This is a genomic window from Bradyrhizobium sp. CCH5-F6, assembly GCF_001556045.1.
Classification (GTDB): Bacteria; Pseudomonadota; Alphaproteobacteria; order Rhizobiales; family Xanthobacteraceae; genus Bradyrhizobium.
Genome location: NZ_LSIC01000193.1, coordinates 24,533 through 51,374, shown reverse-complemented (window position 1 = coordinate 51,374; position 26,842 = coordinate 24,533). Strand labels below are relative to the sequence as shown.

The following is a 26,842-nucleotide window of genomic DNA, read 5'->3' as shown; positions in this document are numbered from 1 at the left end:
CTCGACGACGCCGGCCGCAATCGGCGGCAGGTCGAGCAGTCTTGCCAGCACGAACGCGGCCGCCGACATCACCGCAAGCTTCAGCGCGCACATCAGCAGAATGCTCAGCTTCTCGCCCTTCACCTCGAAGCGGAGCAGGTTGATGCCGCGCGCAATCAGCACATCCGCCGATCCCGCGACGTCAGGCATGTGATGGGTACCAGACTGCCGAGATGATGGGGCGCGCATCATGTAAGGCAGTCGATCTTACTCTTTGAATCGCGTCTTCAGAATTCTCGAGCGAAGGCACCGATGAGTGTAAAGTGTCTCACATCAGCAGGCTTGCTGACATCTTAAGATCGTTCTGCACTTCCATGTTCTTGCGCGGCCCGTCCGTACAAGGTGTCGCTCTCTTGACAACGAGGAGCATGAAGATGAAGACGTTCCTTGCAACGAAATCTCCATTCCTGATCATCGCCGCTCTCGCAGTTTGCGTCGGCACCGCGCGTGCCGATGTCATCATGGATTGGAACGCGAAAGCAGATGCGATTGCTGCTGAAAAGAAGATACTGCCTGCGCCGCAGGCCCGGACGATGTCGATGCTTCACGTGGCCATGTTCGAGGCCGTCAACGCGATCGAAAGGCGGTACGCTCCATACAAGCTGGATCTCGTAGCAGACCGCTCGACGTCCAAGGAAGCCGCAGCGTCGGCTGCGGCTTACAACATCCTTCTGACGATCTACCCGGACCAAAAGTCAGTCCTTGATGCGGCGTTGCTTGCATCGCTTTCCGGCATTCCGGGTACGGACGGAAAGGCGAATGGAATCGAGCTTGGAAACATTGCCGCTTCCGGCGTGATAGCGTTGCGCAGGGATGACGGCAGTGACGCCCAGGAGATTTATCGCCCCTACACGGCCCCGGGTGTCTATGTGCCGACGGTGGTGCCGGCCGCCTCGACGTCTGGAGCAACTTCCCCTTGGGTCATCACGTCGGGCTCACAATTCCGTCCAGTGCCACCACCGTCGCTTGATTCCGAGACCTGGACCAGAGACGTCAACGAAATTCGGGAGCTCGGTGCTCGCAACAGCACCACGCGAACGCCAGAGCAGACGGCGATCGGACGCTTCTGGTTCCTGGTCGGGCCTCCCAGTTTCAATCCAATCATCCGGCAAGTCGCATCGGCCAAGCGCATGGACGTCGTTGATTGCGCTCGTCTGTTCGCCCTCGCCGAGATCGCTGCGAACGACGCCATCGTTGCGGTCTTTGATGCGAAGTATCATTACAATTTCTGGCGGCCAATGACGGCCATTCGCAACGCGGACATCACGCACAACCCGATGACGCCACGCGACGCGTCCTGGTTGCCGCTGGGTGAAACGCCAATGCATCCCGAATACCCCTGCGCCCACTGCATCATATCGGCTGCGGTTTCCACAGTCCTCCGGTCGATCGCCGGCGACGAAATGGAGTTGTCGATGACCAGCCCCACTGCGCCAGGGGTGACTCGCAAATGGTCCAAGATCCAGGATTATAGCGACGAGGTCGCCAATGCGCGCATCTATGCCGGCTTCCATTATCGTTTCTCGACAGAGGTCGGAAAGGACATGGGTCGAAAAATCGGTGATCTGACTGTCGGGACACAGCTTCGCGGGCTGGAAGCGCGAGCTGAGCCGAAGCAGTAAGGGTGTCTCGCATCCAGGCAGAGCCAGTAGACGTCTGAACATGGCGGGCAGGGCCGCCAGTGCCCTGCCTGCTTTTCATTGCGCTTGTTGCCCGCTCTGAAAGAGACCGTCTTGCATTTCTGAGGTCACGGCTATCTCAACACCGCCACCATCAACACCACCACCGGCAGTGTCAGCGCCGCCAGCAGCGTGCCCAGCGCCACCGCGCCTGAGACCGGGTTGACCAGCCGCTGATATTGCACCGCGAAGATGTAGGCATTCGCGCCGGTCGGCATCGCCGCGAACAGCACGATGACACCGGCGGCGATCGGCGGCAGGTCGAGCAATCTTGCCAGCACGAAGGCGGCTGCCGGCATGGCCGCGAGCTTCAGCGCGCACATCACCAGGATGCTCAGCTTTTCGCCCTTCACCTCGAAGCGAAACAGGTTGATGCCGAGCGCGATCAGCGCCGTCGGTGAGCCCGCCTGCGCCAGCAGCTCGATGGTGCGGTCGACGACGGGGGTGAGGCCGAGGCCGGTGAAGCGCCAGATCACGCCGAAGCCGATCGCCAGCATCAACGGGTTCCGCGCGAGGTCCGCGATCACGGGCCAGACGATCGCGAGCGGCGAGCCCGCCTGCCTGCGGCTGACGAACTCCATCTGCAGCGTGCCGCACAGCCAGAGCAGCGGCGTGTTCACCGACAGGATCAGCGCCATCGGGCCTGCGGCCTCGTTGCCGAGCGCGGAGAGCACGAGGGGAATGCCGAGCATCACGATGTTGCCGTAGACCGACCCGATCGCGAACACGACGCCGTCTTCGCTGCCGCCGCGCCCGCGGCGCAGCAGCGCCGAGACCGCCATCGCCGCGATCCAGGTCAACGCCAGCGCGCCGTAATAGGCGCCCCACATCCGGTAGGGGCTGACGTCGGGGAATTCCGAGACGACGATGGTGCGGAACAGCAGCGCGGGGATCGCGATGCTGAAGGCGAATTCGCTGATGCCCTTGTGCGCGCTCTCCGAGACGAAGCGAAACAGCACCGAGGCATAGCCGGCCGCGATCAGCGCGAACACCGGCGCGACGATCAGCAAGGTGGCCATGCGCAGCTACGACCCCAGCTCGATGATCCGCCGCGCCATCCGCACATTGGCATAGTCGATCATCTTGCCGTCGAGCGTCACCGCGCCCTGGCCTTGCGCCTCCGCGCTCTCCATGGCTTCGACGACGCGCCGCGCCTGGGCCAGCTCTTCGTCCGACGGCGTGAAGGCGCGCAGCGTCGGCTCGATCTGGTCAGGATGAATGACCTGCTTGCCGTCGAAGCCCATAGCCGCTGCCTTCTGCGCGCTGGCCTCAGTCAGCCTGGCGTCGCGGAACGCGCCGCAGGGGCCGTCGATGGCGCGCAGGCCGAAGGCGCGCGCGGCCACCAGCACGCGCATCATGGGATAGGCGAACAGGTCGAGCGGCGCGGAAACGTAGCCGCTCTGCGCCGAGCCGACATGGCGATAGCCGTCCGGCGAGATCCCGATGTCGGAGGTGCGGGCGCCGAGCGAGGCCGCGAGGTCGCCGACGCCGAGATGCAGCGCGGCCACGCCTGGATGCGCGGCGGCGAGCGCATCGACATTGACGAGACCGAGCGCGGTCTCGATCAGCAATTCCAGCGCGACGGGCGAGGGCCGGTCCGGCGCGGCCGCGCCCAAGCGATCGGCGATGGCGACGATGTCGCCGGCGCGCTCCGCCTTCGGCACGATCACCGCATCCAGCCGCGGCAAGGCCGCGAGCGCGCGGATCTCGTCCGCGATGAACGGGCTGTCGACAGCGTTGAGCCTGACCGCGACGCGCTTGTGGCCCCAGTCGAGCGAAGACAGCGACCGCGCCGCTTCCTCCAGCGCGACGCCCTTCTCCGCGGGCGGCACGGCATCCTCGAGATCCATGAACACCGCGTCCGCCAATGATGCCGCCGCCTTGGCGACGAGCCGGGCGCGATGGGCGGGAACAGCCAGATAGGCCCGGCTCGGCCGCAGCGAGACCATCGTCAGTTCTCCCCGGTGAGACCGAGCTCGCGGAGGATGGCCTCGTTGTGCTCGCCGACATCGGGCACCGGGTCCATCCGCGGCGAGACGCCGGGCAGGGTGAGCGCGGGCAGGAAGCTCATCACCGGGCCGTTGGGAGAACCGACGCTCTGCACCCGCCCCCGCGCGTGCAACTGCTCGTGCTTCAGGAAGGCCTCCACCGAGTTCAGATGCGCGTTGGCAATGGAGGCTTCATCGAGCAGCCGCAGCACCTCATCGCCGGTCATCGCTGCGAAGTGCTGCTCGATATGCGCCTCCAGATCGTCCCGGTTCTGCATCCGCAGCGGGTTGGTGCGGAAGCGCGGATGGTCGGCGAAGCCGGCGTCGCCGAGCACGACGCGGCACAGCGAGCGCCATTCCCGGTCGTTCTGGATGCCGAAGAAGATCGTGCTGCCGTCGCCGACGCGAAACGGTCCGTAAGGCGCGATGGTGGCGTGCCGCGCGCCGGTGCGCGGCAGCGGCCGGCCGGTGCGCGCGGTGTAGAAGGCGGGATAGCTCATCCAGTCCGTGATGGAATCGAACAGCGAGGCCTGGAACGCCGTGCCCTTGCCGGTCCGCTCGCGGCGGTACAGCGCCATCAGCACACCGTTGAGGATGTACATGCCGGTGGCGATATCAACCACCGACAGACCCACCTTGGCGGGCTCCGCCTCGGTGCCGTTGATCGCGAGCACGCCGGCCTCGCACTGCACCAGCAGATCATAGGCCTTCTTGTCGCTGTAGGGGCCCCCTGGGCCATAGCCCGAGACGTCGCAGGCGATGAGGCGCGGGAATTTGCGCAGGAGCGACGCGGCATCGAGGCCGAGCCGCTCGGCGGCGCCGGGCGCGAGGTTCTGGATGAACACGTCCGCTTTCGGCAGCAGGGCGTCGAGCACCTTGCGGCCGCTCTCGCTCTTGATGTCGATGGCGAGGCTTTCCTTGGAGCGGTTGGTCCAGACGAACTGGCTCGACATGCCGTTCATCACGTGATCGTAGTCCCGGCAGAAATCGCCCGCGCCCGGCCGCTCGATCTTGATGACCCGCGCGCCCCAATCCGCCAGGTGCCGGCTGGCCAGCGGCGCCGCGATCGCCTGCTCCAGCGAGACCACCGTCACGCCCGATAGCGGCAGCTCCGCCTCGTTCCCCTCCATGCGATCGCCTCCACTCCCGCCAACGCTTCTGATCAGCGCAGGAGACAGGCACCACCTCACGCGCATCTTTTTGATGGTGCCATCATGCCCCTGTTTTGCCCGACAAGTCAAACCCGACTTCGCCAAATCCTAAGAAATGAAATCCGCAGCGATTGCCGTGACTTGGCTACTGTGCATGGGGTTGTTTTCGCGGTTTTCACGTTCGTCGCCCCTCAGGACACCGGGTGCGCGGCAGCAGTTCCACCGGGCACCGATGGCACTTAGCCTCATCCTGAGGAGACCGCGAAGCGGTCGTCTCGAAGGACGAGGCGTGCGCTCAGGTCCTGCCAAGACCTCCGATGCGATAGCCGAGCGCTTGCGGGGGAGGGCTGGGGCACCGCCCTGTTGCCGAGACCGCACACGTCGCGGCTTTCGCATCTGCCCTCGTTGCCAACGAACCGCCGTTCACCCACTATTCCCCTGACTCATCATGTGGGGGAATCAATGTCGGCGTTGCGCTTCAAAACATTCTTGGCCGCTGCAACCCTCGGGTTGGCCCTGGCCGTCCTGGCCCTGCCGCGCGCCGGTTTCGCCTACACCCAGGAGGAGCAGCAGGCCTGCTCGCCGGATGCGATGCGGCTGTGCAGCGAGTTCGTGCCGAACGTCGATGCCATCACCGCCTGCATGATCAAGAAGAAGGCGCAGCTCTCGCCGCAATGCGCGGTGTTCTTCCGCCGCGGCCCCGAGCCGCGCGAGGTCCGCGCCGGCAAGCCGACCAACATCGCGCCGAAGGCTGCGAAGAAGAGCACCAAGTCGACGCCGAAGAAGAAATCCAGCGAAAGCTGAGCCCGGGCAGCGGCTTTCCCGTCTTGAAGCTCCGTCGTGCCGGACGTCCCACATCGTGGGTCCGGCTCGCCGTGGGCGGCGATATCAGCTTCGCGCCAGCCACCGGACTCGTTTTGTTCGCGCAGCGCTGCGCAAACCTCGCGGCAAATGCGGTCGGGCCCGGTCGAAAAGAGGTGTTGCGAGGTTTGCCCGGCAAGGTTGCATTCCTTCCGGTGCCGTCGCGGCTCAAAAAAGCATGATTGCACCCGCGCAAAGCGCCTTGCTGCGGTTCGTGTGTGACGTCACACCGGCCAGTGTGACTCAAAAGCCAGTACGCCTCGTTATTTCGTGGCTTTTGCGCGGCTCGCGATAAATTTATCTTTCACGAATCAGCGCGCTGATTCATTTTCGCGGCCTGGGGTCAATCTGGAGGCCGAAGGTATGAACGTTATTGTTTTTGCATCGCGTAAAGGCGGCTCGGGCAAGAGTACCCTGGCTGCACATCTTGCCGCGCAGATCAAGGCAAGCAAGCAAGTCATGCTCGTGGACGCGGACCCGCAGGGCTCGCTCACGCTGTGGCACAAATTGCGTGGCACCAACGAGCCGCCGATCAAGGCTGCCGTGAATTCCGTCAGCGGCATCGTCTCCGCTGCCAAGCGCGACGGCTATGAATGGGTGTTGATCGACACGCCGCCGAACCTGTCGGCCGTCGTCGACGACGCGATCCGCAACGCCACGATGGTGATCATTCCGGCGCGTCCCGGCGTGTTCGACGTCAACGCGGTGCAGGAAACCATCCAGATGTGCCGCGCCGCGCGCAAGCCCTACGCGGTCGTGCTCAACGGTGCGCCGGCGCGCCGTGACGAAGCCGAAAGCCCGATCGTCACCATCGCCCGCGAGGCGCTCGCGAAATTCCGTGCTCCGGTGTGGGGCGGCCAGATCACCAACCGTTCCGACCTGCTGATGGCGCTGAGCCACGGCGAAGGCGCGCGCGAGTATCAGGCCGATAGCCGTGCGGCCCAGGAAATTGCAAGGCTGTGGGCGGCGATCGAGCGTTCGGTGAAGGCTATTCGCGGCACGGCGTCGGCTTCCGGCGCAATGCACAAGCAGGCGGCTTGATTTTCATTGTTCATTCCCCGGACGAAGAACGCGCGGACGAGCCGCGCGTTTTGCGTTTCTTGGATCCGGTGGGGACGAGCTACGCCACCATCAGCATGTAGAACACGATGACTGGCGACATGGTCAGGATCACCGACCAGATGCCGACGGCCCAGAGAATGTCCTCGGTGGTAAAGCCCTGCTGTCCGGCGTCGTAATGCGACGCCATATCATTCTGACTATTCACAAACGCCTCCGCGATTTCTTCGCTTATGGGCGTCAGGGATATCAGGGATGTTTTAAGATCCGGATCGCGGCTGCCCGTGCATTTTGAACACAGGTGTTACCACGGGTTAACCATCCCGCGTCGCTTCCGTCAGCCGACCAGCCAGACGCGAAACAGCAGCACCGGCATCAGGCCGAGCATCACCGCCCAGAACCCGAACGACGACACCACCAGAATTCCCTGCAAGAGATCGGCAGGCGCGAATTGCCGCGCGGCCGTCGGCGGGATGCGATGCCCCATTGTCATTCCCCCTTTTGAAGGTGTTGAACGACGACGATAGGCGCGATCGCGTAAACGAGCCGTGGATGCGCCATGCGGCAACAGCGAAGGCCGTTGGGATGAAGTTAACCACGGCCTCCTCTTTCCCTCTCTCCCCTCATCCGGCGCTTCGCGCCACCTCTACCGCAAGGGGAGAAGGGACGGTTGCGAGCGCGTTGAGAGAAGCCGCTACGCCGCGACCTTCGTCCGCCGCTCGATCTCGCGATCGATCGCCGCTGCGAGCTCGCTGCTCACTTCCACCATCGGCAGGCGCACTTCGGGACTGTCGATCAGGCCAGTCCGCCACAACCAGTACTTCGCCGGCGCGGGGCTCGGCTCGGCGAACAGCAGACGCGTCAGTTCGGCAACCTCGTTCCAGCGCGCCAGCGCCGCGTCGTGGTTGCCGCGCTTCAGTTCGGCATACACAGTCGCAAAGGTCGCGGTCTCGACATGGGCCGACAGCACGATGCCGCCGTCGGCGCCGTCGGTGAGTGCTTCGAAGTAATTCGCGTCCTCGCCGGTGAGCACGCGAAAGTCCTTCGGACGGTCGCGCAGCAGTGCGATCGATTGCTCGCGGCTGGCGCCGCAATCCTTCAGGCCGACGATGTTCCTGTGCTCGGCGAGCCGCAGCATGGTCTGGTTGGTGATGTTGACCGCGCAGCGATAGGGAATGTTGTAGAGCGCAATCGGCCATGCGGCGTGATCGGCGAGCGCCTCGAAATGCGCCAGCAGCCCGCGTTGCGACGGCCGCACATAATAGGGACTGGCGATCAGGTAACCGTCGATCGGCCAGTCCGCGGTCTCGTCGAGACGCTCCATCAGCCGTGAGGTGTCCGCGCCCGAGAGCCCAAGGCAGATCGGCACGGTGCGGCCGCTGGCCGCCATCTCGTCGCGCACCACGGCGACGAGCCGTTCGAGCTCGGCCTCGCGCAGCGTCATGCCTTCGCCTGAGGTCGCCCCCAGGATGAAGCCGTCGACGGCGCCCGCGCCGTAGTGCCGCGTCAGCCGCCGCAGCGACCTCTCGTCCAGCGCGCCGTCCTGAAACGGCGTCACCAGCGGCAGCCACAGTCCGTGCAAGTGATCTTCAAGTCCGGTCATGTTTCCATCTCCTTCTCGGGAAAAAAGGCCTGAGACGGAGGGCACATGAAAAAACCCCGTCCAGGCGGCGGGGTTTTCGGGATTGCGGCGATGACGAAGTCAGCTAGTGCGCGCAAAAATCCGAGGTCCCCGAATGGGGGCCTTTTTTCGAATGGGCTGCGCACGACTTCGTGATCATTTGCAAACGATGCGGGGTATGCCTGGAACTGTCAATACACGCGGAGGGCGAAGGTTCATGCGGCAGAAAAAAAGCCGGACCCGAAGGGCCCGGCTTAGGTATTGGCCACGTGAGGCCGACACAATCACCTTCCAAGAGGGATTACTGAACTCCCGCGCCACTGGAGGAGGGGGACAAATGCGCAACGCGAAGGCTCAGCGTGCAAACATTATGAGCTTGCCGAGGCTCATGCAGCAACAGCCGAGGCCGCATGTCAGTCATGCGGAAATCAGGACGGCCAGCGCTGCGCCTTGCTCACCACGAAGTCGCGGAACACCTGCACGCGTGCGACCGTCTTCAACTCCTCGGGATAGACGAAGTAGGTGTCGAGCTGGATCGAGTCCGACTCGCCGAACAGTTGCACGAGTTTGTTCTCTTCCTCGACGAGATAGTCCGGCAGCGCGGCGATGCCGAGCCCCTGCTGACAGGCGCGCACGAGACCGAGGATGTTGTTGACCTTGAAATAGGCTTCGCGCGGGCCGGAGCCGTTGCGCCCGGCTTCGATCAGCCAGTTGCGGTTCTGCAGGTGCGGGGCGAAGCTGCCGTCGCTGAGCGTGATGATGCGGTGGGAGTCGAGCTCCTCCAGCGTGCGCGGCGTGCCGAAGCGCTTGATGTATTCCGGTGAGCAATAGGCGTGGAAGCCCATCGCGAACAGCTTGCGCTGGATCAGGTCCGGCTGCGTCGGCTTGCGCGTGCGGATCGCGACGTCGGCCTCGCGCATCGACAGGTCGAGCTCCTCGTCGGTGACGATCAGCGAGATGCGGATCTCGGGATAGAGCGCGGTGAACTCGCCGAGCCGCGGGATCAGCCAGTTGATGCCGACGCCGGGCGTGGTGGTGATCTTGAGATCGCCGCTGGGCCGCTCGCGGCTGTCGGTCAGCTTGGCGCGCGCCGCCTGCAACTGCATGAACACGTCATGCGCGGTGCGGAAGAGCAGGTCGCCCTGCTCGGTGAGGATCAGGCCGCGGGCATGGCGGTGGAACAGCGAGACCGAGAGCTCCTGCTCCAGCGCCGACACCTGGCGCGACACTGCCGATTGCGACAGGCCGAGCTGCTCGCCCGCATGCGTGAAGCTGCCTGCTTCAGCCGCCGCGTGAAACACCTTCAGCTTGTCCCAATCCATATCCGTAAATCCGTCACGTGTTCGAGGCATGATTCTATTCCGCTGCCGCGCGCTCGCTGGCGCGAAGGGCCAAGAAACGTTCGGCTTCGAGTGCGGCCATGCAGCCGAGGCCGGCGGCCGTCACGGCCTGGCGATAGGTTTCGTCGGCGACGTCGCCGGCGGCGAACAGGCCGGGCACCGAGGTGGCGGTCGAGTTCGGGGCGACCTCGACATAGCCCGACGGTTTCAGCTTGACCTGGTCCTTGACGAGCTCCGTCGCCGGCGCATGGCCGATGGCGATGAACACGCCGTCGGCCTTCACATCCGTGAGCGCGCCGGTCTTGACGTTCTTGAGCCGGACATGGGTGACCTTGTTCGGGTTCTCGGTGCCGCAGATTTCGTCGACGGCGGAGTCCCAGATCACCTTGATCTTCGGGTGCCTGAACAGGCGTTCCTGCAGGATGCGCTCGGCGCGGAAGTGATCGCGACGATGTACGATCGTGACCTGCGAGGCATGATTGGTGAGGTACAGGGCTTCCTCGACCGCGGTGTTGCCGCCGCCGACCACGATGACTTCCTTGCCACGATAGAAGAAGCCGTCGCAGGTGGCGCAGGCCGAAACGCCGCCGCCCTGGAACTTGGCTTCGGACGGCAGGCCAAGCCAGCGCGCTTGCGCGCCGGTGGCGAGGATCACGGTGTCGGCGAGATAGACGTCGCCGCTGTCGCAGGTGAGGCGGAACGGCCGCTGCGCAGTGTCCAGTCTGGTGACCAGGTCGGAGACGATTTTCGTGCCGACATGGACCGCCTGCTTCTCCATCTGCTCCATCAGCCAGGGGCCCTGGATCACGTCGACGAAGCCCGGATAGTTCTCGACGTCGGTGGTGATGGTGAGCTGGCCGCCGGGCTGAATGCCCTGGATCAGGATCGGCTCCAGCATCGCGCGTGCGGCGTAGATCGCCGCCGTGTAGCCGGCGGGGCCGGAGCCGATGATGACGACCTTTGCGTGAACAGGAGCGGACATTTCGACGGACGCCTTTGCACGGGGGATTTGCAGCGCGGGCGCGGAACGTGCCGGGAGGCCTCGCGGAGGCGCTGAAATATCAGAGCTAATCTAAGCCATCTGGTGAGCTATGCAAGAATTGCATTCCCTCTCGGCGGATTTTTCCAACAAGGAACAAAAGTCGATTGCGCTGCACGCGCAATAAAATTGCGCTGGGCGGGCGGACTGGGCTATGAGGATTCCCGATAAACCATCCCATACCGCCGCAAAGGGCAGGAGTTCCAATCACGTGTCGCGGAACCTAGACGAGATCGACCTGAAAATTCTCGCCGAGATTCAGGCCGACGGTCGAATCACGAATGTCGAGCTGGCCAAGCGCGTCGGCATCTCGCCGCCCCCCTGCCTGCGCCGCGTCCGGGCGCTGGAGGAGGAGGGCTATATCCACGGCTATCGGGGCCTGCTCGATGCCCGCAAGCTCGGCTTCGACGTCACCGTGTTCGCCGCCGTGCACCTGTCCAGCCAGGCCGAGGCGGATCTGCGCGCCTTCGAGGATTTCGTTCGCGCCGAGCCCCTGGTGCGGGAATGCTGGATGCTGTCGGGCGAGGTCGACTTCATCCTGAAATGCGTCGCGCCCGACATGGCGACCTTCCAGGATTTCGTCACCCACCTCACCGCCGCGCCCCATGTCCGCAACGTGCGGACCTCGCTGGTGCTGCACAATTCGAAATACGAGGCAGCCGTGCCGCTGGATGTGAAGGGGCGGAGGTAAGTCGTCCTCCGTCATTGCGAGCGCAGCGAGCAATCCAGACTGTCGCTGCGGAAAGATTCTGGATTGCTTCGCTACGCTCGCAATGACGGGTGGCGAGAATACGCGCTCCCCCCACGCAAGTAACATTCAGCAATAAAAAAGGCCGCGCAGTTGCGCGGCCCTTTAAATGGTCGTGCGCAATGGCAAACCCTTACCGCCACTCCACCTTGGTGATCTCGTAGGCCTTGGCACCGCCGGGCGTGTTGACCTCGACGGAAGCGCCTTTCTTCTTGCCGATCAAGGCGCGCGCGAGCGGCGAGGTGATGGAGATGCGGCCCTTCTTGGCGTCGGCCTCGACCTCGCCCACGATCTGCCACACCGTCTTCTTTTCGGTGTCCTCGTCGACCAGCGTCACGGTGGCGCCGAACTTGATGGTGTCGCCGGAGAGCTTGGAGATGTCGATGATGTCGGCGCGCGCCAGCTTGTCCTCGAGCTCGGCGATGCGGCCTTCATTGTGGGACTGCTCTTCCTTCGCGGCATGATACTCCGCGTTCTCCGACAGGTCTCCGTGCGAGCGCGCCTCCGCGATGTGCTCGATGATCCGCGGACGGTCCTCCGACTGACGCCTCTTCAATTCTTCCCCGAGCGCGACAAAGCCGGCCTGGGTCATCGGAACCTTTTCCATCTCTTCTCTCGTCCTTCAGCTGCGCGCCCCAAAAACGAGAGGCGCGGCAACCTTGATTCGTCGGTATTCCCGGGGCTGAACATGCGCCCTCCGGGATCTCATGTGGGTCTGGCGCCGGAACAGAACAACCACATGGCCGGACAGTTCCTCCCGGCCATTGTGGGTTGATTGCCAATCACTTAGCGGAAGCTTCGCCGCCGCCAGCGATCAGGTTTCCGAAAAGTAGCTCTGCAGGGTACGAACCTCAAGGTCCCCACCCAAATAGGCGCGGATGCCCTGCGCGGCCGCCACGGCCCCGGAAAGAGTGGTGTAATACGGCACTTTATGCAAGAGGGCCGCGCGCCGCAGCGACCGGCTGTCGGCGAGCGCCTGCGGGCCTTCGGTGGTGTTGAAGACGAGCTGGACGTCGCCATTGGTGATGGCATCGACGATGTGCGGCCGCCCCTCCAGCACCTTGTTCACCTTTTCGGTCGGGATGCCCTGGTCGGTCAGGAAGCGCTGAGTGCCCGATGTCGCCAGCACCTTGAAGCCGAGCGAATGCAGTTCGCGAACGGCCTCGGCGATGCGCGTCTTGTCGCTCTCGCGCACCGAGACGAACACCGTGCCCTTGCGCGGCACCCGCGTGCCGCCGCCGAGCTGGCTCTTGGCGAACGCCACCGCGAACGAGCGGTCGATGCCCATGACCTCGCCGGTCGAGCGCATCTCGGGTCCGAGCACCGTGTCGACGCCGGGAAAGCGCGCGAACGGAAACACCGATTCCTTGACGCCGACGTGTTTGAGCTCTGCCTTCTTCAGCTTGAAGTCGGCGAGCTTCTCGCCCGCCATGATGCGCGCGGCGATTTTCGCGACCGGCGTGCCGACGACCTTGGCGACGAACGGCACCGTGCGCGAGGCGCGCGGATTGACCTCGAGCACGTAGATCTCGCCGTCCTTGATGGCGTACTGCACGTTCATCAGGCCGACGACGTCGAGGCCGAGCGCGAGCTCGCGGGTCTGCCGTTCCAGCTCCGCGATCATCGCGGCATCGAGCGAGTGCGGCGGCAGCGAGCAGGCGCTGTCGCCGGAATGGATGCCGGCTTCCTCGATGTGCTCCATGATGCCGACGATGAAGGTGTCCTTGCCATCGCAGAGGCAGTCGACGTCGATCTCGGTCGCGTCCGACAAATAGCGGTCGAACAGCAGCGGGTTCTTGCCGAGCACGGTGTTGATCTGCCCGGTCTTGTCGTTCGGATAGCGCGCCTTGACGTCGGCGGGCACCAGCTCCGGCAGGGTGCCGAGCAGGTAGTCGTTGAGCTGGTTCTCCTCGCGGATGATCTGCATGGCGCGGCCGCCGAGCACATAGGACGGGCGCACCACCAGCGGCAATCCGAGATCGGCCGAGACGAGCCTCGCCTGTTCCACCGAATAGGCGATACCGTTCTTCGGCTGCTTCAAGCGGAGCTTGTCGAGCACGCGCTTGAAACGGTCGCGGTCCTCGGCAAGGTCGATGGCATCGGGCGAGGTGCCGAGGATCGGCACTTCGGCGGCTTCCAGCGCGCGCGCCAGCTTCAGCGGCGTCTGGCCGCCGAACTGCACGATCACGCCATGCAGCGTGCCCTTGCTGCGTTCCTTCGCGATGATCTCCAGCACGTCCTCGGCCGTGAGCGGCTCGAAATAGAGCCGGTCGGCGGTGTCGTAGTCGGTCGACACCGTCTCCGGATTGCAGTTGACCATGATGGATTCGTAGCCGGCGTCATGCAGCGCGAAGCAGGCGTGACAGCAGCAATAGTCGAACTCGATGCCCTGGCCGATGCGGTTGGGACCGCCGCCCAGGATGATGACCTTCTTCTTGTCGGATGGCGTGCTCTCGTCCGCCGGTGCGCCGGCAAACGGCGCCTCATAGGTCGAATACATGTAGGCGGTCGGGGAGGCGAATTCGGCCGCGCAGGTGTCGATGCGCTTGTAGACGGGGCGAACGCCGAGCGCGTGGCGCTTCGCCGTCACCTCGGCTTCCGTCGTTTCGGCGAGCACCGCGAGGCGCGCGTCGGAGAAGCCCATGGCCTTGAGCGTGCGCATGCCGAAAGCGTTGCCGGGCAGGCCGTTCTTCCTGACCTTCTCCTCCATGTCGACGATGCCGCGCATCTCGCCGAGGAACCACGGATCGATCTTGCAGGAATTGAAGATGTCCTCGTTCGACCAGCCGAGCCGCATGGCCTGGGCGACTTGCAGGATGCGGTTCGGCGTCGGCGTGCCGAGCGCGGCGCGGATCGCATTCTTGTCGTCGTCGCGGCCAAGACCCTCGATCTCGATCTCGTCGAGGCCGGTCAATCCGGTCTCGAGCCCGCGCAAAGCCTTCTGAAGGCTTTCCTGGAAGGTGCGGCCGATCGCCATGACTTCGCCGACCGACTTCATCGAGGTCGTCAGCGTGGTCGAGGCGCCCGGGAATTTCTCGAAGGCAAAACGCGGCACCTTGGTGACGACGTAATCGATGGTCGGCTCGAACGAGGCCGGCGTGGCGCCGCCGGTGATGTCGTTGGCGATCTCGTCGAGCGTGTAGCCGACCGCGAGCTTGGCGGCCACTTTGGCAATCGGAAAGCCCGTGGCCTTGGATGCCAGCGCGGAGGAGCGCGACACGCGCGGATTCATCTCGATGACGACCATGCGGCCGTCCTCGGGATTGACGCCGAACTGGACGTTGGAGCCGCCGGTCTCGACTCCGATCTCGCGCAGCACCGCCAGCGAGGCGTCGCGCATGATCTGGTATTCCTTGTCGGTCAGCGTCAGCGCCGGCGCCACCGTGATGGAATCGCCGGTGTGCACGCCCATCGGATCGAGGTTCTCGATCGAGCAGACGATGATGCAATTGTCGTTCTTGTCGCGCACCACCTCCATCTCGTACTCTTTCCAGCCGAGCACGGATTCTTCAATCAGCACTTCGTTGGTGGGAGATGCATCGAGGCCGCGTTCGATGATGTCGAGGAACTCTTCCTTGTTGTAGGCGATGCCGCCGCCGGTGCCGCCCATGGTGAAGGAGGGGCGGATGATCGCGGGCAGGCCGATCTCGGACAGCGCCATCATCGCCTGGCCCAGCGCATATTCCTGGTAGCGCTTGCGGCGCTCGCTCTCGCCGAGGGTCCACTGCCGGTCGAGCTCTTCGAGCTCGGCGCCGGAGGCCTTCGCACGCGCGGCCTGATACTTCTCGCGGAAGGATTTCTTCAACTCGGAGGCATTGGCGAGCCGCGACTTCGGCGTCTCAAGCCCGATCTTGGTCATCGCCTCGCGGAACAGCTGGCGGTCCTCCGCCTTGTCGATCGCATCGGCCGTGGCGCCGATCATCTCGACGTCGAACTTCTCCAGCGTGCCCTGGCGGCGCAGCGACAGCGCGCAGTTCAGCGCGGTCTGACCGCCCATGGTCGGCAGCAGCGCAAAGCCGCCGGGAATGACGTGACGTTCCTTCTCGATGATCTTGGCGACGATCTCGGGCGTGATCGGCTCGATATAGGTCGCATCGGCCAACTCCGGATCGGTCATGATCGTGGCCGGGTTGGAATTGACGAGGACGATGCGATAGCCCTCTTCCTTCAGCGTCTTCACCGCCTGCGTGCCCGAATAGTCGAACTCGCAGGCCTGGCCGATCACGATGGGACCGGCGCCGATGATCAGGATGGTCGAGATGTCGGTTCGTTTGGGCATCACCGCTCACGGGCTGGGATCTGGGCACAAAAAAAGGGCGCGCTTGCCGCGCGTCCCCATTTGGCGAGAGCGCGGGGTCTCCCTCGCGCGCGGGTGGGTCTTAGACCAGTTTTAGGAGCGGCGAAACCCCGAAAAATGCCCATCAACCGGCAATTTTGACGGGTTTTGAGGGAGGGGGAGGCTACTCGGGGCGGTTCTTCCGGAACGTCCGTCTTCGCTTGCGCTGCGCTCCAGCTACGCCGGACACGCTTCGCCCCTTCGGGTCCGGCGTGGCTGTGCCACGCCCGTCTTCGCCCTTCGGGCTTCGCCGAGGCAGCCTTTGCTTCGAAAGGGCTCGCCTAGCCGAAGCTGGCGAAGCCAGCGAAGGCTGGAGACCCGGCCTGGATTTGAACCAGGATGAAGAGCGATGCACCGCCCCCGCGTAGACACTTCCGCCACCGGGCCGCGGCGATCATGTCCGATTGCAGCGCGACAAGCTACAACGGCTAATTGTTATGCTTAACGGACCAGAGGCGGCCGCGCGATGAAGGTCATGCGCCAGCGATTATGGCCGATATTGCCGTGGGCGCGCTGGACCGCGAAGCCCGCCGCCTTCAGCTTGGCGGTGATCTCCGTCTCGCTGTAGCGCTGCAGCCCGATGCGCGAGCGTAGCTGGCGATAGTCCGACAGCGCGGTGCTGATCAGCCCGACCAGCGCGTCCTTCAGGAAGCCGTGGCGCAGGCCGAAGCCGAGCAGCGCCATGACATCCCTGACCATGCCGACATTGGGCTGGAGAATGTCGCCGAGCACCAGCTTGCCGGAGGGCTTCAGGATACGGCGGATGTTGAGGAGAGCGGCATCGAGCTCCTCCGGCGTCATGTATTGTGCGACCGAGTTCATCACCACGAGGTCGATCGACTGATCCTGCATCTTGCGGACGTCGTCCAGCGAGCGGACGCGGATCCTGGTGTTGGGGGCAAATCGCGCGATCAGCCGGCCGCGCACCCCCGGCGCTGGCTCAGCCAGGATCAGCTGACCGCAGGCCGCCGCCACCTGGCTCGCCGACAGCGCTTCCCCGCAGGCAAAGTCGAGCACGATCGCGTCGGGCGAGGGGATGTAGCCGATGATGTCCCGCGCAATGATCTGGAAGTGCAAATCGCGATGCAGCTTGCTGACATAGATCGTATGCGTGGAATCGTAATAATCGATCCAATCATCCATGGTATTCGAAGGTCCCGGCCAAACGGTTCCGATGGAGGAACCGGCGCTGCCGCCTTGCGTTAGGGGTGCGACGGCGCGCCGTCAATATCCGCGTCTAACAGGAAGGTCTCCCGTGAGCAAAACCAGCAAGGTCTCGCCCGATCTCGATACCCCCACCGATCTGTCGCCCGACGGGGTCAAGAAGGTCTCGGAGGCGCTCAACGTGCTTCTGGCCGACGCGTTCGCGCTTTATCTCAAGACCAAGAATTTCCACTGGCACATCAGCGGGCGCCATTTCCGGGACTATCATCTGCTGCTGGACGAGCAGTCCGACCAGATCTTCGCCACCACCGACCAGCTCGCCGAGCGCGTCCGCAAGATCGGCGGCACCACGCTGAAGTCGATCGGCCAGGTCGCAAAACTCCAGACCATCAAGGACAACAACGAGGACTACGTCCCGCCCCGCGAGATGCTGCGTGAACTGATGCAGGACAACAAGCACGTCGCGGCTGCGATGCGCAAGGCGCACGAGGTCTGCGACGAGGCCGGCGACGTGGCCAGCGCCAGCATCCTCGAGAACTTCATCGACGAGACCGAGCGCCGCACGTGGTTCCTGTTCGAAGCCACACGCCAGGAGGGCGGCAACGAGGCGTAATAGCGCAACTGCGTAGGTGGGTTAGCCCTGCGATTGCGCTTCGCGCAATCGCTGGGCTAACCCACCCTACGGCACCGCGTGCTTGGCTACCGCCACAACCGCATCAGCGCGCCATCCTTGCCCGTCACGGGATCGGCCGGCGGCAACGCCACTTTCGGGATCGTCGTCAGCGCCTTGGCATGGTTTTCCGGCGTCGCCCGCGTGATCTCCATCTTTGCGCCAGGCGGATAGGCGCCGATGACGCAGAAATCGTCGCTTGCCGAGATGCATTGATGGCCGGTGCCGGCCGGCAGGATCGCGACGTCGCCGGCCTTGATCTCAAGCTCCCGGCCATGGTCGCCGCCGAAACGAACACGGGCGCTGCCGCGCGCAACGCCGAGAACCTCATGCACCGTCGCGTGATAGTGCAGATAGTCGTAGACGCCGTTGCGCCACATCCCGCCCCATGCATTCTCTTCGAACAGGTTTTCGATCGTCTCTTCCGGCTGCTTCGGATCGAGCTTGACCGCGCCCTGATAGACCAGGAACGGAAGGATGTTGTTCGGTACGAGCCCGTCATCCTCGAAAACGATGGCAAGGGGTTCGGTCTTGTCGCGGACGACGGACATGGCAGGGCTCCGAGCGGCAAAAGACCAGGAATCAAGACGGCGCAGCTCCCTTGGTTCCTGACGCCGTCCATACGCCACGCCGGCTTGACGGAGATCAAGGCGCAGGCGGCCATTGGCGGGCACGCCAATCAAAGCGAAAGAGGGGAACGCCATGTACGCATCCGACGTTGCGCAGCGTCATTTCTCGGCGGCCGTCGACGAGGCGGAGACGACCGGCCTCGGGCACGAGGCCGTCTGCCGCGCCTTGCTCAGTCTCGTGATCTCGAAATATCTGGAGACGAGACCGGTCGCCGACATCCAGGCGGAGCTGCGCTTCATCGCCGAGAACTGCGATCCCGACACGGACTTCATGTTCATGCGTCCGTGAGGGAGCCGGACCCGGCGGCACCATCCGCCGGGAGATGTTGTCGCTCTACGCGCTCTTCCTCTGCCGCATCAGGTCGGCGAAGCGCTGGAAGAGATAATGCGAGTCGCGCGGGCCGGGCGATGCCTCCGGGTGGTACTGCACGGAGAACACCGGCTTGCCGTCGAGCTGGATGCCGCAATTGGAGCCGTCGAACAGCGAGATGTGGGTCTGCGTCGCGCCCTTCGGCAGCGTCTTTTCGTCCACGGCGAAACCGTGGTTCATCGAGGTGATCTCGACCTTGCCGGTGGTCTCGTCCTTGACGGGGTGATTGGCGCCGTGATGGCCCTGATGCATCTTCTTCGTCTTGGCGCCGACGGCAAGGCCCAGCATCTGGTGGCCGAGGCAGATCCCGAAGGTCGGCGTGCCCGACTTGATCACGTCCTGGATCACGGGCACGGCATACTTGCCGGTCGCGGCCGGATCGCCCGGACCGTTGGACAGGAACACGCCGTCCGGCTTCATCGCCAGGATGTCCTCGGCCGACGTCGTCGCCGGCACCACCGTCACCTTGCAGCCGACGCCGGCCAGCAGGCGCAGGATGTTGCGCTTGATGCCGTAGTCGATGGCGACGACGTTGAATTCCGGCTTCTCCTGGCGTCCAAAGCCTTTGTCCCACAGCCACGGCGCCTCGTCCCAGGTGAAGCGCTGGCTGGAGGTCACCATCGGAACGAGGTCCATGCCCTCGAGGCCCGGCCATTCGCGCGCCTCTTCCTTGAGGCCATGCAAATCGAACTCGCCGGTCCTGGAATGCGCGATCACGGCGTTCGGCATGCCCTTGGAGCGGATCAGCGCGGTCAGCGCGCGGGTGTCAATGCCGGAGAGGCCGATGATGCCGCGGGCCTTCAGCCAGGCGTCGAGATGCCTGGTGGCGCGATAGTTCGAGGGATCGGTGATCGCGGTGCGCAGGATCACGCCGCGCGCGCCGGGCGTCGCGGCCATGTTCACCGTCTCGATATCTTCGTCGTTGGTGCCGACATTGCCGATATGCGGGAAGGTGAAGGTGATGAGCTGTCCGGCATAGGAAGGATCGGTGAGGATCTCTTCATAGCCGGTCATCGCGGTGTTGAAGCAGACCTCCCCGACGGCGTGGCCTTCGGCGCCGAGACCGAAGCCCTCGAGCACCGTGCCATCGGCAAGCACGAGGAGCGCGGTCGGTTTGTGGTCCGGCCAAGCGGGATCGTTGTCATGTTGTGTCATGAGCCCGCTTCATAGTCCCCGCGGGCGCCGCCGTCAAAGCGCAGGAGCGCCGATTCACATGCGTTTTTGCATATTTGACAGGCCTCCCGGCCGCCTTAAGCTCGGCCGGCTAATTTCCGGCAAATTCCCGGGCTTGCGAGGCAATAATGGACCGGACGACCCCGATTGTGCTGGTTCCGGGGCTGGCGTCCTCGGCCCGGATCTACGCGCCCGTGATCCCCGCGCTCTGGCGTTTCGGGTCGGTCACGGTCGCCAACCACATCCGCGACGACAGCATGGCGACGATCGCGCGCCGCATCCTCGCCGAGGCGCCGCCCCGCTTCGCCCTCGCCGGCCATTCGATGGGCGGCTACATCGCCTTCGAGATCATGCGCCAGGCGGGCGAGCGCGTGACAAGGCTCGCGCTGATCAACACGCAGGCGCGGCCCGACACGCCGGAAGCGACCGCGCGCCGACATGCCCAGATGGAGCGCGCCAGGCGCGGCGAGCTCCGCGCCGTCCGCGAGGAGAGCTTTCCGGAGCTCGTGCATCCGTCGCGGCGCGATGACGCCGATATTCTCAAGCTCGTGCATGCGCAGGACGAGGATGTCGGAGTGGACGGCTATCTGCGGCAGCAGACTGCGATCATCGCGCGGGTGGATTCGCGCCCGACGCTGGCGACGATCACATGTCCGACCCTGGTGCTGACGGGCGACGCAGATAGCACGATCCCGAATGCGTTCTCGAAAGAGATGGCTGAGGGCATCGCCGGCGCAAGGCTCGTGATCCTCGACCGCTGCGGGCACCTGCCGCAAGCCGAACAGCCGGAAGCGACAGTGCGGGCGCTCACCGAATGGCTCGGAACCGAGGTTGTCTCAGGGACGCGAACGGCCTAGATCAGGCGTCGGATATTCGAAGGGATCACGATCATGCTGCGCGACGACATCAACAATGCGGTCAAAGAGGCCATGAAGGCCAAGGACGAGCGCAAGCTCTCCACGCTGCGCATGGTCAACTCGACCATCAAGAACGCCGACATCGACGCGCGCGGCAACGGCAAGCCGCCGCTGTCGGACGCCGACATCCTCGCCGTGCTGCAGAAGATGATCAAGCAGCGCCAGGAGGCGGTCGAGCTCTACGATAAGGGCGGCCGCGCCGAGCTCGCCGCGCAGGAGCGCGAGGAGATCGCGGTGATCTCGGCCTATCTGCCGAAGCAGATGTCGGAGGATGACGTGACGAAGGCGATCGCGGATGCGATCGCGGAGACGGGCGCCGCCGGCATGAAGGACATGGGCAAGGTGATTGCCGTGCTGCGTGCGAAATACGCCGGTCAGATGGATTTCGGCAAGGCGAGCGGCTTGGTCAAGGCGGCGCTGTCGGGCTGAGCTGTCATTCCGGGGCGACGCGAAGCGTCGAACCCGGAATACATCGCGCTGCTGAATCCGTTGCTCAATGGATTCCGGGTTCGTGCTCCGCACGCCCCGGAATGACAACAAGAAACTGGGAGGCAACCGATGACCGTCATCAAACCGTTTCGCATCGCCATCAGCGACGACATCCTGTCCGATCTCAAGTCACGCCTCGCCCGCACGCGCTGGCCGGAGGCCGAACTCGTCGACGACTGGAGTCAGGGCGCGCCGCTCAAGTGGATCCAGGAGATCTGCACCTATTGGGCGAACGATTACGACTGGCGCGCCCGCGAGGCGAAGCTCAACCGCTTCGAGCAGTTCACCACCGAGATCGACGGGCTCGACATCCACTTCGTGCATGTGCGCTCGAAGGAGCCCTCGGCGCTGCCGCTGATCATCACCCATGGCTGGCCCGGCTCGATCGTCGAATTCCAGAAGGTGATCGCGCCGCTGGTCGATCCCGCCGCGCATGGCGGCAATCCCGCGGACGCGTTTCATGTGATCTGCCCGTCGCTGCCGGGCTTCGGCTTCTCGGCCAAGCCGAAGACCACCGGCTGGGGCGTCGACCGCATCGCCGCGACCTGGGCGAAGCTGATGGATCGGCTCGGCTATGCGCGTTACGGCGCGCAAGGCGGCGATTGGGGCTCGGCGGTGACGACCTCGCTCGGTGCGCAGGATGCTGCGCATTGCGCCGGCATCCACATCACGCTCGCCTTCAGCGCGGCGCCCAAGGTCGAGGGCGAGCCGACGGCGGAGGAAAAGCGCGCGCTCGCCGGGCTCAAGCACTATGCCGATCTCGACTCCGGCTACTCCAAGCAGCAGTCGACGCGCCCGCAGACGCTCGGCTATGGCCTGACGGATTCACCGAGCGGGCAGGCGGCCTGGATCCTGGAGAAATTCTGGGCCTGGACCGACTGCGACGGCCATCCCGAGAACATCTTCAGCAAGGACGAGCTGCTCGACAACGTCATGCTCTATTGGGCGACGGAGACGGCGACCTCCTCGGCGCGGCTCTACTGGGAAAGTTTCGGCAAGCGCCGTACCACGCCGGTGGTGAAGGTGCCGACGGGCGTCGCCGTGTTTCCCAAGGAGATCATCACGCCGGTGCGGCGCTGGATGGAGCCGAACTTCCCGGACATCACGCATTGGAGCGAGATGGAGAAGGGCGGGCACTTCGCCGCCTTCGAGCAGCCGGAGCTGTTCGTGCGCGATGTCAGGAAGTTCTTCGCGACGGTGCGGTAGTCCCCACTGTCATTCCGGGGCGACGCGTCAGCGTCGAGCCCGGAATCCATCATGCAGCGCTGACTGCCGTCTGATGGATTCCGGGCTCGCCCTGCGGGCGCCCCGGAATGACGTGCGGGACTTGTTCCGCGCTCCCGTGGCTTTAGACTGCACAATAACAAGATATCGGGAAACGACCCAAGCCCATGCTGACCGAAGCTTCCACCTACGACGAGCTCTATCGCAATTTCCGCTGGGACATTCCGGCGCGTTTCAACATCGCGGAAGCGTGCTGCGATCGCCATGCCGACGGGACGGGGCGGCTTGCGCTGATCTATGTCGACGAGACCGGCGCGACGAGCCGTACCTCCTTCGACGAGGTCGCGGAGATGTCGCGCCGCTTCGCCAATGTGTTGAAGAACGATGGTCTGGTTCGCGGCGACCGCGTCGCGGTGTTCCTGTCGCAGTCGCTGGAATTGCCGATCGTGCACATGGCGGCGTTCCGCTCCGGCATGATCTCGATCCCGCTGTTCGCACTGTTCGGCGAGGATGCGCTGGAATTCCGCCTGTCGAATTCCGAAGCAAAGGCCATTGTCACGGACGAGAGCGGCTGGGAGAAGCTCGCGAAGATCCGCGATCGCCTGCCTGAGCTCAAGAACGTCTACATCGTCGGCGAGCGCGCGCCCGCCGGCACCAAGTCGTTCCGGGATGCGGTGAAGGCCGCATCGCCCGACTTCGCGCGGGTCGATACGTCGTGCGACGATCCCGCGCTGATCATCTACACGTCGGGCACGACAGGGAATCCGAAGGGCGCGCTGCATGCGCATCGCGTCGTGCTCGGTCATCTCCCCAATGTCGAGATGTGCCACAACTTCCTGCCGCGGCCCAGCGATCTCATGTGGACGCCGGCGGACTGGGCCTGGATCGGCGGCCTCGTCAACGGCCTGCTCGCATTCTGGTATCACGGCATTCCCCTGGTCGGCCACCGCGCGCGAAAATTCGAGCCGCAGGCGGCGATGCAGATGATGGCCGATCTTTCCGTGCGCAACGTCTTCCTGCCGCCGACCGCGCTGAAGCTGATGCGGCAGGCCGGCGTGAAGCACCCCGGCGTCAAGCTGCGCAGCATTTTCACGGGGGGCGAGTCTTTGGGCGGCGAGCTGCTCGGCTGGGTCCGCGAGACCTTCGGCATCGACGCGCACGAGGTGTTCGGCCAGACCGAGTGCAATCTCGTGATCGGCAGCAACTCGAACCTGTTTCCGATCCGCCCCGGTTCGATGGGCAAGGCGACGCCGGGCTTCGACGTCCGCATCGTCAACGACAAGGGCGAGGAACAGCCGAGGGGCCAGCGCGGCATCATCGGCGTGCGCCAGCCCTGCCCGTGCACGATGCTCGAATACTGGCGCAATCCCGAGGCGACGGCGAAAAAATATGCCGGCGAGTTCCTGCTCACCGGCGATCTCGGCGTGCAGGACGAGGACGGCTATTTCTGGTATGTCAGCCGCGAAGACGACGTCATCACCACCGCCGGCTATCGCGTCGGCCCGTCCGAGATCGAGCACACGCTGATGAAGCACCCTTCGGTCGCGATGGCGGCGGTGGTCGGCATTCCCGATCCGATCCGCACCGAGTCCATCAAGGCCTGGATCGTGCTGCGGCCCGGCTTTGCCGGCAGCGATGCGCTGGCGCGGGAGATCCAGGAGTTCGTCAAGGTGCAGCTCGCAGCCCACGAATATCCGCGCTTCGTCGAATTCGCCGAGACGCTGCCGATGACGGCGACCGGCAAGGTGCTGCGGCGCGAGCTGCGGGCGAGGGGCTAGCTTCCTGCATTGCAAAGATGGTGGGCGGCGGGATGGGGGCGAACGCCGACCACAACCGACTGAAGTCTCAAGTCAATATCATCGACATGAGACGCGAGCTTGCTTTCTGCAATGATCTAGGAGGGTCCGTCTCATGAGCGGACAGGCAATCAATCGCGTGGCGCTCCAACTCGCGATCGGCTCCTGATCTACCGCGACGGCTCCGAGAGGGCGGCCCGCAGCATCGCAGCAAGATCCTTGCGCCGGAACGGCTTGGTCAGAATGCGTGCGCCGATTTGGTCCGGCGTCTTCACGGGACTCTGGCTGTAGCCGGAAGTGAAGAGAACCTTGAGACCAGGCCGCAGGCCGGTTGCCTGCCTCGCCAGCTCCGGCCCGAACATGCCGCCGGGCATCACGACGTCGGTGAACAGCAAGTGGACGTCTCCTGGCTGGCGCAGCACATCCAGCGCCGCGGGCCCGTTCGATGTCGCGATGACACGGTAGCCGAGCGCCTTCAGCTCGTTCTCGACATAGGCTCGCACCATGTCATCGTCCTCGACGACGAGGATCGTCTCGTGTCCGTCGTGTGCGGTGCCACGCTCCGCCGGTAGCGGCTCCTCACTCGGCGGCGTCGCGAGGCGGGGAAAAAACAGCCTGACGACGCTCCCCTGGCCCGGTTCGGACTGCATCTGCACAAGTCCGCCGGATTGCTGCGCAAACCCGTAGACCATGCTGAGGCCAAGGCCGGTCCCCTTGCCGACCTCCTTGGTGGTGAAGAACGGTTCGAACGCGCGCCCCAACACCTCGCCGCTCATGCCGGTCCCGGTATCCTGCACAGCCAGCATGACGTAGTCGCCCGGCCGCGGCTCGCCGTTGACGTCGAGGTCGGATTCACCGAGCGAGATGTTGCGCACCTCGACCATCAGCTTGCCGCCGTCGGGCATCGCATCGCGCGCATTGAGCACGAGGTTGAGCACGGCCGTCGCCAATTGGCTGGGATCGACGCTGGCGAGCCATAGATCCGGCCCGAATGTGAAGCTGCAGTCGATGTGCTCGCCCAGGGTCCGCCGCAGAAGCTGCTTCATGCCGGTCACCTGCTCGGCGATGTCGATCTCTCGCGGTCGCAGCGGCTGCTTGCGCGCGAAGGCGAGCAGGCTCCGCGTCAGGTCGGAACCGCGCTCGGCGGCGGTCGCAATGTCGTCGGCGATCCGCTGCAATTCCTTGTTGGCCGCAAGCCTGCCGGCGAGGTGCTCCGAGTTGCCGAGAATGACGGTCAGCAGATTGTTGAAATCATGCGCCACGCCGCCGGTGAGCTGGCCCATGGCTTCCATCTTTTGGGACTGGCTGAGCTTGTGGCTGAGATCGGCGATGGCGGCTCGCTGCTGCTCGAGCGATTCGGCCGTGCTGTTGAGCAGGGTCATCAATCCGCCGAGCTCGCCGCCAGGGTGGGGCTCCGGAATGCGCGCGCTGAGATCGCCACGCCCGAGACTCCTGGCCATGGCGGCGAGCCGTCCGACCTGGCGCCCGACGCTCACGGTCGTAAGGATCCAGACACCGGCGAGCAACAGCAGCGAAGCCACCGCAAGGATTGCCGTGTCCTCCAACAGCCGGCGATTGGCCGCCGCCAGCAGTCCGTCCTTGGATCGTCCGACGAGGATGTAGAGGCCCGCCTTGCGGATCGAAGGCGAGCGGGCAACGGCCCAGATCTGTGTGCGGCCTTCGCGGTCGCTCACCTCGCGAAACGGCTCGCGATCGGGCGCTGCCGCAAATCGGAACAGGTCGGAGGCCGCAATGGATCCACCGACGGGTTCGCTCCAGCCGCCGCCCGTGGGGGCGACCAGCACGGTCCCCTTGGCGTCGATCAGCAGGATGTCCTTCTCGGCGAGCAGCCGCTTGTCGTGAAATTCTGCGAACTTGTTGAGGTTGAATGACGCGAGCAGCACGAATTTCAGCGCACCCGCCTCCGATCGCACGGGATAGGCGATCTGCAGCACCGATAGTCCGGTGAGCCGGCCGAACACCGGCTCCACTGCGACGACGCCGTGAAGACCCTTCACCTGCTTGAAATAGCCGCGATCATTCAGGTCGAGCGTGCGGTCGGTCCGCAGCGAGTCGCAGAACAGACTGCCGTCGGGATCGATGGTCAGGATGCCCGTGAACTGCGGATATTCTTCGCGGACATCAGACAGAAACGCCGAGCACGCCGCCTTGTCGCGCGTGTCGAGGTCCCGGGCACGGGCGAGACCATAGTGAAGCTGGGCGGTGCCCTGGATCTTCTCGCCCAGATCGCTCGCGATGTCGTCGGCGGATGCGGCCAGATTGGCCAGCGCCGCGTCGATCTCGCTGGCCCGGTTCTGCACGAAACGGAGCCCGACCAAGATCGCCGGCACGAGCATGGCCGCGATGACGAGGATCAGTAACCGGGTACGCAGGCTCATCGATGGACGATCCGCTCTCGGGCGAGGGTGCTTGGAGGTACAATTTGAGGTACGATTGTCTGCCCCGTCCATAGTCATGGTCGCGAATATCGCACCAAAGGCTAAAGATTTCGCATCGCGAGCATCGTTGCGTCGCCGCTCTCTTCGCGC

24 protein-coding genes and 1 pseudogene are annotated in these 26,842 nt (G+C 64.5%); 10 read left to right on the top strand and 15 right to left on the bottom strand.

Translation table 11 applies throughout. The features are described from left to right. Window positions 1-189, bottom strand: a pseudogene (locus tag AX729_RS33520) (AEC family transporter); the annotation flags it as partial. A gap of 224 nt (window positions 190-413) precedes the next feature. Here AX729_RS33520 and AX729_RS33515 point away from each other — a divergent pair. Next, the gene (locus AX729_RS33515; protein WP_245325486.1) at window positions 414-1,661 is read left to right on the top strand and encodes a vanadium-dependent haloperoxidase; all 1,248 of its coding nucleotides are present in this window, start codon (window positions 414-416) and stop codon (window positions 1,659-1,661) included. A gap of 131 nt (window positions 1,662-1,792) precedes the next feature. Here the strand turns inward: AX729_RS33515 and AX729_RS33510 are convergent, their stop codons facing one another. From AX729_RS33510 to AX729_RS33500, 3 genes are read right to left on the bottom strand one after another with little or no spacing between them, the layout of a single operon-like run. Next, window positions 1,793-2,737, bottom strand: coding sequence for an AEC family transporter (locus AX729_RS33510; RefSeq protein WP_061028447.1), 945 nt, complete (start codon window positions 2,735-2,737; stop codon window positions 1,793-1,795). A gap of 6 nt (window positions 2,738-2,743) precedes the next feature. Beyond that, complete coding sequence (locus AX729_RS33505) at window positions 2,744-3,667, bottom strand: HpcH/HpaI aldolase/citrate lyase family protein (RefSeq protein ID WP_061028445.1); 924 nt, start codon at window positions 3,665-3,667, stop codon at window positions 2,744-2,746. 2 nt (window positions 3,668-3,669) lie between these two features. After that, window positions 3,670-4,836, bottom strand: a complete 1,167-nt coding sequence (locus AX729_RS33500; protein ID WP_061028443.1) for a CaiB/BaiF CoA transferase family protein — start codon at window positions 4,834-4,836, stop codon at window positions 3,670-3,672. Between the two features lie 483 nt (window positions 4,837-5,319). On the opposite strand from AX729_RS33500, the gene AX729_RS33495 reads away from it, so the two are divergent. Next, window positions 5,320-5,661 (top strand): hypothetical protein, encoded by a 342-nt coding sequence (locus AX729_RS33495; RefSeq protein ID WP_061028441.1) that lies wholly within the window; start codon window positions 5,320-5,322, stop codon window positions 5,659-5,661. A 420-nt stretch (window positions 5,662-6,081) separates the two neighbouring features. Beyond that, a complete protein-coding gene (locus AX729_RS33490) occupies window positions 6,082-6,759 on the top strand; it encodes an AAA family ATPase (RefSeq protein ID WP_061028439.1) in 678 nt (225 codons plus the stop codon). Window positions 6,760-6,838: 79 nt separating this feature from the next. Here the strand turns inward: AX729_RS33490 and AX729_RS40190 are convergent, their stop codons facing one another. From AX729_RS40190 to trxB, 5 genes are all read right to left on the bottom strand, one after another. Beyond that, window positions 6,839-6,985: a hypothetical protein gene (locus AX729_RS40190; protein ID WP_197433739.1), complete on the bottom strand. Its 147-nt coding sequence runs from the start codon at window positions 6,983-6,985 to the stop codon at window positions 6,839-6,841. A gap of 129 nt (window positions 6,986-7,114) precedes the next feature. After that, entirely contained in the window at window positions 7,115-7,264 is a 150-nt protein-coding gene (locus AX729_RS40815; RefSeq protein ID WP_197433738.1) for a hypothetical protein, read from the bottom strand. 207 nt (window positions 7,265-7,471) lie between these two features. After that, a complete protein-coding gene (locus AX729_RS33485) occupies window positions 7,472-8,380 on the bottom strand; it encodes a 4-hydroxy-tetrahydrodipicolinate synthase family protein (RefSeq protein WP_061028437.1) in 909 nt (302 codons plus the stop codon). Between the two features lie 446 nt (window positions 8,381-8,826). Further along, entirely contained in the window at window positions 8,827-9,750 is a 924-nt protein-coding gene (locus AX729_RS33480; RefSeq protein ID WP_061028434.1) for a LysR family transcriptional regulator, read from the bottom strand. A 4-nt stretch (window positions 9,751-9,754) separates the two neighbouring features. Further along, window positions 9,755-10,720, bottom strand: coding sequence for a thioredoxin-disulfide reductase (gene trxB / locus AX729_RS33475; RefSeq protein WP_061028432.1), 966 nt, complete (start codon window positions 10,718-10,720; stop codon window positions 9,755-9,757). A gap of 268 nt (window positions 10,721-10,988) precedes the next feature. Here trxB and AX729_RS33470 point away from each other — a divergent pair, with 268 nt between their 5' ends. After that, window positions 10,989-11,468: an Lrp/AsnC family transcriptional regulator gene (locus AX729_RS33470; RefSeq protein WP_061028429.1), complete on the top strand. Its 480-nt coding sequence runs from the start codon at window positions 10,989-10,991 to the stop codon at window positions 11,466-11,468. 190 nt (window positions 11,469-11,658) lie between these two features. Here the strand turns inward: AX729_RS33470 and greA are convergent, their stop codons facing one another. From greA to AX729_RS33455, 3 genes are all read right to left on the bottom strand, one after another. Beyond that, window positions 11,659-12,132 (bottom strand): transcription elongation factor GreA, encoded by a 474-nt coding sequence (greA, locus tag AX729_RS33465; protein ID WP_024340382.1) that lies wholly within the window; start codon window positions 12,130-12,132, stop codon window positions 11,659-11,661. A 207-nt stretch (window positions 12,133-12,339) separates the two neighbouring features. Then, window positions 12,340-15,804, bottom strand: a complete 3,465-nt coding sequence (carB, locus tag AX729_RS33460) for a carbamoyl-phosphate synthase large subunit (RefSeq protein ID WP_061028427.1) — start codon at window positions 15,802-15,804, stop codon at window positions 12,340-12,342. Between the two features lie 498 nt (window positions 15,805-16,302). Then, window positions 16,303-17,004, bottom strand: coding sequence for a class I SAM-dependent methyltransferase (locus AX729_RS33455; RefSeq protein ID WP_061028425.1), 702 nt, complete (start codon window positions 17,002-17,004; stop codon window positions 16,303-16,305). Window positions 17,005-17,116: 112 nt separating this feature from the next. Between AX729_RS33455 and AX729_RS33450 the strand changes: the two genes are divergently transcribed. Beyond that, window positions 17,117-17,638, top strand: a complete 522-nt coding sequence (locus AX729_RS33450; protein WP_061028423.1) for a Dps family protein — start codon at window positions 17,117-17,119, stop codon at window positions 17,636-17,638. A gap of 86 nt (window positions 17,639-17,724) precedes the next feature. Here AX729_RS33450 and AX729_RS33445 read toward each other — a convergent pair whose 3' ends face one another. Then, on the bottom strand, window positions 17,725-18,246 hold the full coding sequence (locus AX729_RS33445; RefSeq protein WP_061028421.1) for a cupin domain-containing protein: 522 nt from the start codon (window positions 18,244-18,246) through the stop codon (window positions 17,725-17,727). Between the two features lie 151 nt (window positions 18,247-18,397). Here AX729_RS33445 and AX729_RS33440 point away from each other — a divergent pair, with 151 nt between their 5' ends. Then, window positions 18,398-18,613: a hypothetical protein gene (locus AX729_RS33440; RefSeq protein WP_061028419.1), complete on the top strand. Its 216-nt coding sequence runs from the start codon at window positions 18,398-18,400 to the stop codon at window positions 18,611-18,613. A 45-nt stretch (window positions 18,614-18,658) separates the two neighbouring features. On the opposite strand, the gene carA is transcribed toward AX729_RS33440, so the two are convergent. Beyond that, complete coding sequence (gene carA, locus AX729_RS33435) at window positions 18,659-19,849, bottom strand: glutamine-hydrolyzing carbamoyl-phosphate synthase small subunit (protein ID WP_061028417.1); 1,191 nt, start codon at window positions 19,847-19,849, stop codon at window positions 18,659-18,661. A gap of 146 nt (window positions 19,850-19,995) precedes the next feature. Here carA and AX729_RS33430 point away from each other — a divergent pair, with 146 nt between their 5' ends. The 4 genes from AX729_RS33430 to AX729_RS33415 all read left to right on the top strand — a co-directional run bounded on the left by AX729_RS33430 (window position 19,996) and on the right by AX729_RS33415 (window position 24,275). After that, window positions 19,996-20,724 carry an alpha/beta fold hydrolase gene (locus tag AX729_RS33430; protein WP_061028416.1) on the top strand — a complete coding sequence of 243 codons (729 nt, stop codon included), beginning with the start codon at window positions 19,996-19,998 and terminating at the stop codon, window positions 20,722-20,724. A 33-nt stretch (window positions 20,725-20,757) separates the two neighbouring features. Then, window positions 20,758-21,213, top strand: a complete 456-nt coding sequence (locus tag AX729_RS33425) for a GatB/YqeY domain-containing protein (protein ID WP_061028413.1) — start codon at window positions 20,758-20,760, stop codon at window positions 21,211-21,213. Window positions 21,214-21,342: 129 nt separating this feature from the next. Further along, on the top strand, window positions 21,343-22,479 hold the full coding sequence (locus AX729_RS33420) for an epoxide hydrolase family protein (RefSeq protein WP_061028411.1): 1,137 nt from the start codon (window positions 21,343-21,345) through the stop codon (window positions 22,477-22,479). A gap of 185 nt (window positions 22,480-22,664) precedes the next feature. After that, a complete protein-coding gene (locus AX729_RS33415; protein WP_061028410.1) occupies window positions 22,665-24,275 on the top strand; it encodes an acyl-CoA synthetase in 1,611 nt (536 codons plus the stop codon). A 188-nt stretch (window positions 24,276-24,463) separates the two neighbouring features. On the opposite strand, the gene AX729_RS33410 is transcribed toward AX729_RS33415, so the two are convergent. Continuing rightward, on the bottom strand, window positions 24,464-26,692 hold the full coding sequence (locus AX729_RS33410; protein WP_061028408.1) for an ATP-binding protein: 2,229 nt from the start codon (window positions 26,690-26,692) through the stop codon (window positions 24,464-24,466). Between the last annotated feature and the right edge of the window lie 150 nt (window positions 26,693-26,842).

Excerpts from the sequence above, each read along its gene's own strand:
- AX729_RS33440 (WP_061028419.1), top strand. The coding sequence starts at position 18,398 with ATGTACGCATCCGACGTTGCGCAGCGTCATTTCTCGGCGGCCGTCGAC.
- AX729_RS33430 (WP_061028416.1), top strand. The coding sequence starts at position 19,996 with ATGGACCGGACGACCCCGATTGTGCTGGTTCCGGGGCTGGCGTCCTCG.
- AX729_RS33420 (WP_061028411.1), top strand. The coding sequence starts at position 21,343 with ATGACCGTCATCAAACCGTTTCGCATCGCCATCAGCGACGACATCCTG.
- AX729_RS40815 (WP_197433738.1), bottom strand. The coding sequence starts at position 7,264 with ATGGGGCATCGCATCCCGCCGACGGCCGCGCGGCAATTCGCGCCTGCC.
- trxB (WP_061028432.1), bottom strand. The coding sequence starts at position 10,720 with ATGTCCGCTCCTGTTCACGCAAAGGTCGTCATCATCGGCTCCGGCCCC.
- AX729_RS33500 (WP_061028443.1), bottom strand. The coding sequence starts at position 4,836 with ATGGAGGGGAACGAGGCGGAGCTGCCGCTATCGGGCGTGACGGTGGTC.
- AX729_RS33480 (WP_061028434.1), bottom strand. The coding sequence starts at position 9,750 with ATGCCTCGAACACGTGACGGATTTACGGATATGGATTGGGACAAGCTG.
- AX729_RS33490 (WP_061028439.1), top strand. The coding sequence starts at position 6,082 with ATGAACGTTATTGTTTTTGCATCGCGTAAAGGCGGCTCGGGCAAGAGT.
- carA (WP_061028417.1), bottom strand. The coding sequence starts at position 19,849 with ATGACACAACATGACAACGATCCCGCTTGGCCGGACCACAAACCGACC.
- greA (WP_024340382.1), bottom strand. The coding sequence starts at position 12,132 with ATGGAAAAGGTTCCGATGACCCAGGCCGGCTTTGTCGCGCTCGGGGAA.
- AX729_RS33510 (WP_061028447.1), bottom strand. The coding sequence starts at position 2,737 with ATGGCCACCTTGCTGATCGTCGCGCCGGTGTTCGCGCTGATCGCGGCC.
- AX729_RS33515 (WP_245325486.1), top strand. The coding sequence starts at position 414 with ATGAAGACGTTCCTTGCAACGAAATCTCCATTCCTGATCATCGCCGCT.
- AX729_RS33455 (WP_061028425.1), bottom strand. The coding sequence starts at position 17,004 with ATGGATGATTGGATCGATTATTACGATTCCACGCATACGATCTATGTC.
- AX729_RS33445 (WP_061028421.1), bottom strand. The coding sequence starts at position 18,246 with ATGTCCGTCGTCCGCGACAAGACCGAACCCCTTGCCATCGTTTTCGAG.
- carB (WP_061028427.1), bottom strand. The coding sequence starts at position 15,804 with ATGCCCAAACGAACCGACATCTCGACCATCCTGATCATCGGCGCCGGT.
- AX729_RS33505 (WP_061028445.1), bottom strand. The coding sequence starts at position 3,667 with ATGGTCTCGCTGCGGCCGAGCCGGGCCTATCTGGCTGTTCCCGCCCAT.
- AX729_RS33415 (WP_061028410.1), top strand. The coding sequence starts at position 22,665 with ATGCTGACCGAAGCTTCCACCTACGACGAGCTCTATCGCAATTTCCGC.
- AX729_RS33485 (WP_061028437.1), bottom strand. The coding sequence starts at position 8,380 with ATGACCGGACTTGAAGATCACTTGCACGGACTGTGGCTGCCGCTGGTG.
- AX729_RS33495 (WP_061028441.1), top strand. The coding sequence starts at position 5,320 with ATGTCGGCGTTGCGCTTCAAAACATTCTTGGCCGCTGCAACCCTCGGG.
- AX729_RS33410 (WP_061028408.1), bottom strand. The coding sequence starts at position 26,692 with ATGAGCCTGCGTACCCGGTTACTGATCCTCGTCATCGCGGCCATGCTC.
- AX729_RS33425 (WP_061028413.1), top strand. The coding sequence starts at position 20,758 with ATGCTGCGCGACGACATCAACAATGCGGTCAAAGAGGCCATGAAGGCC.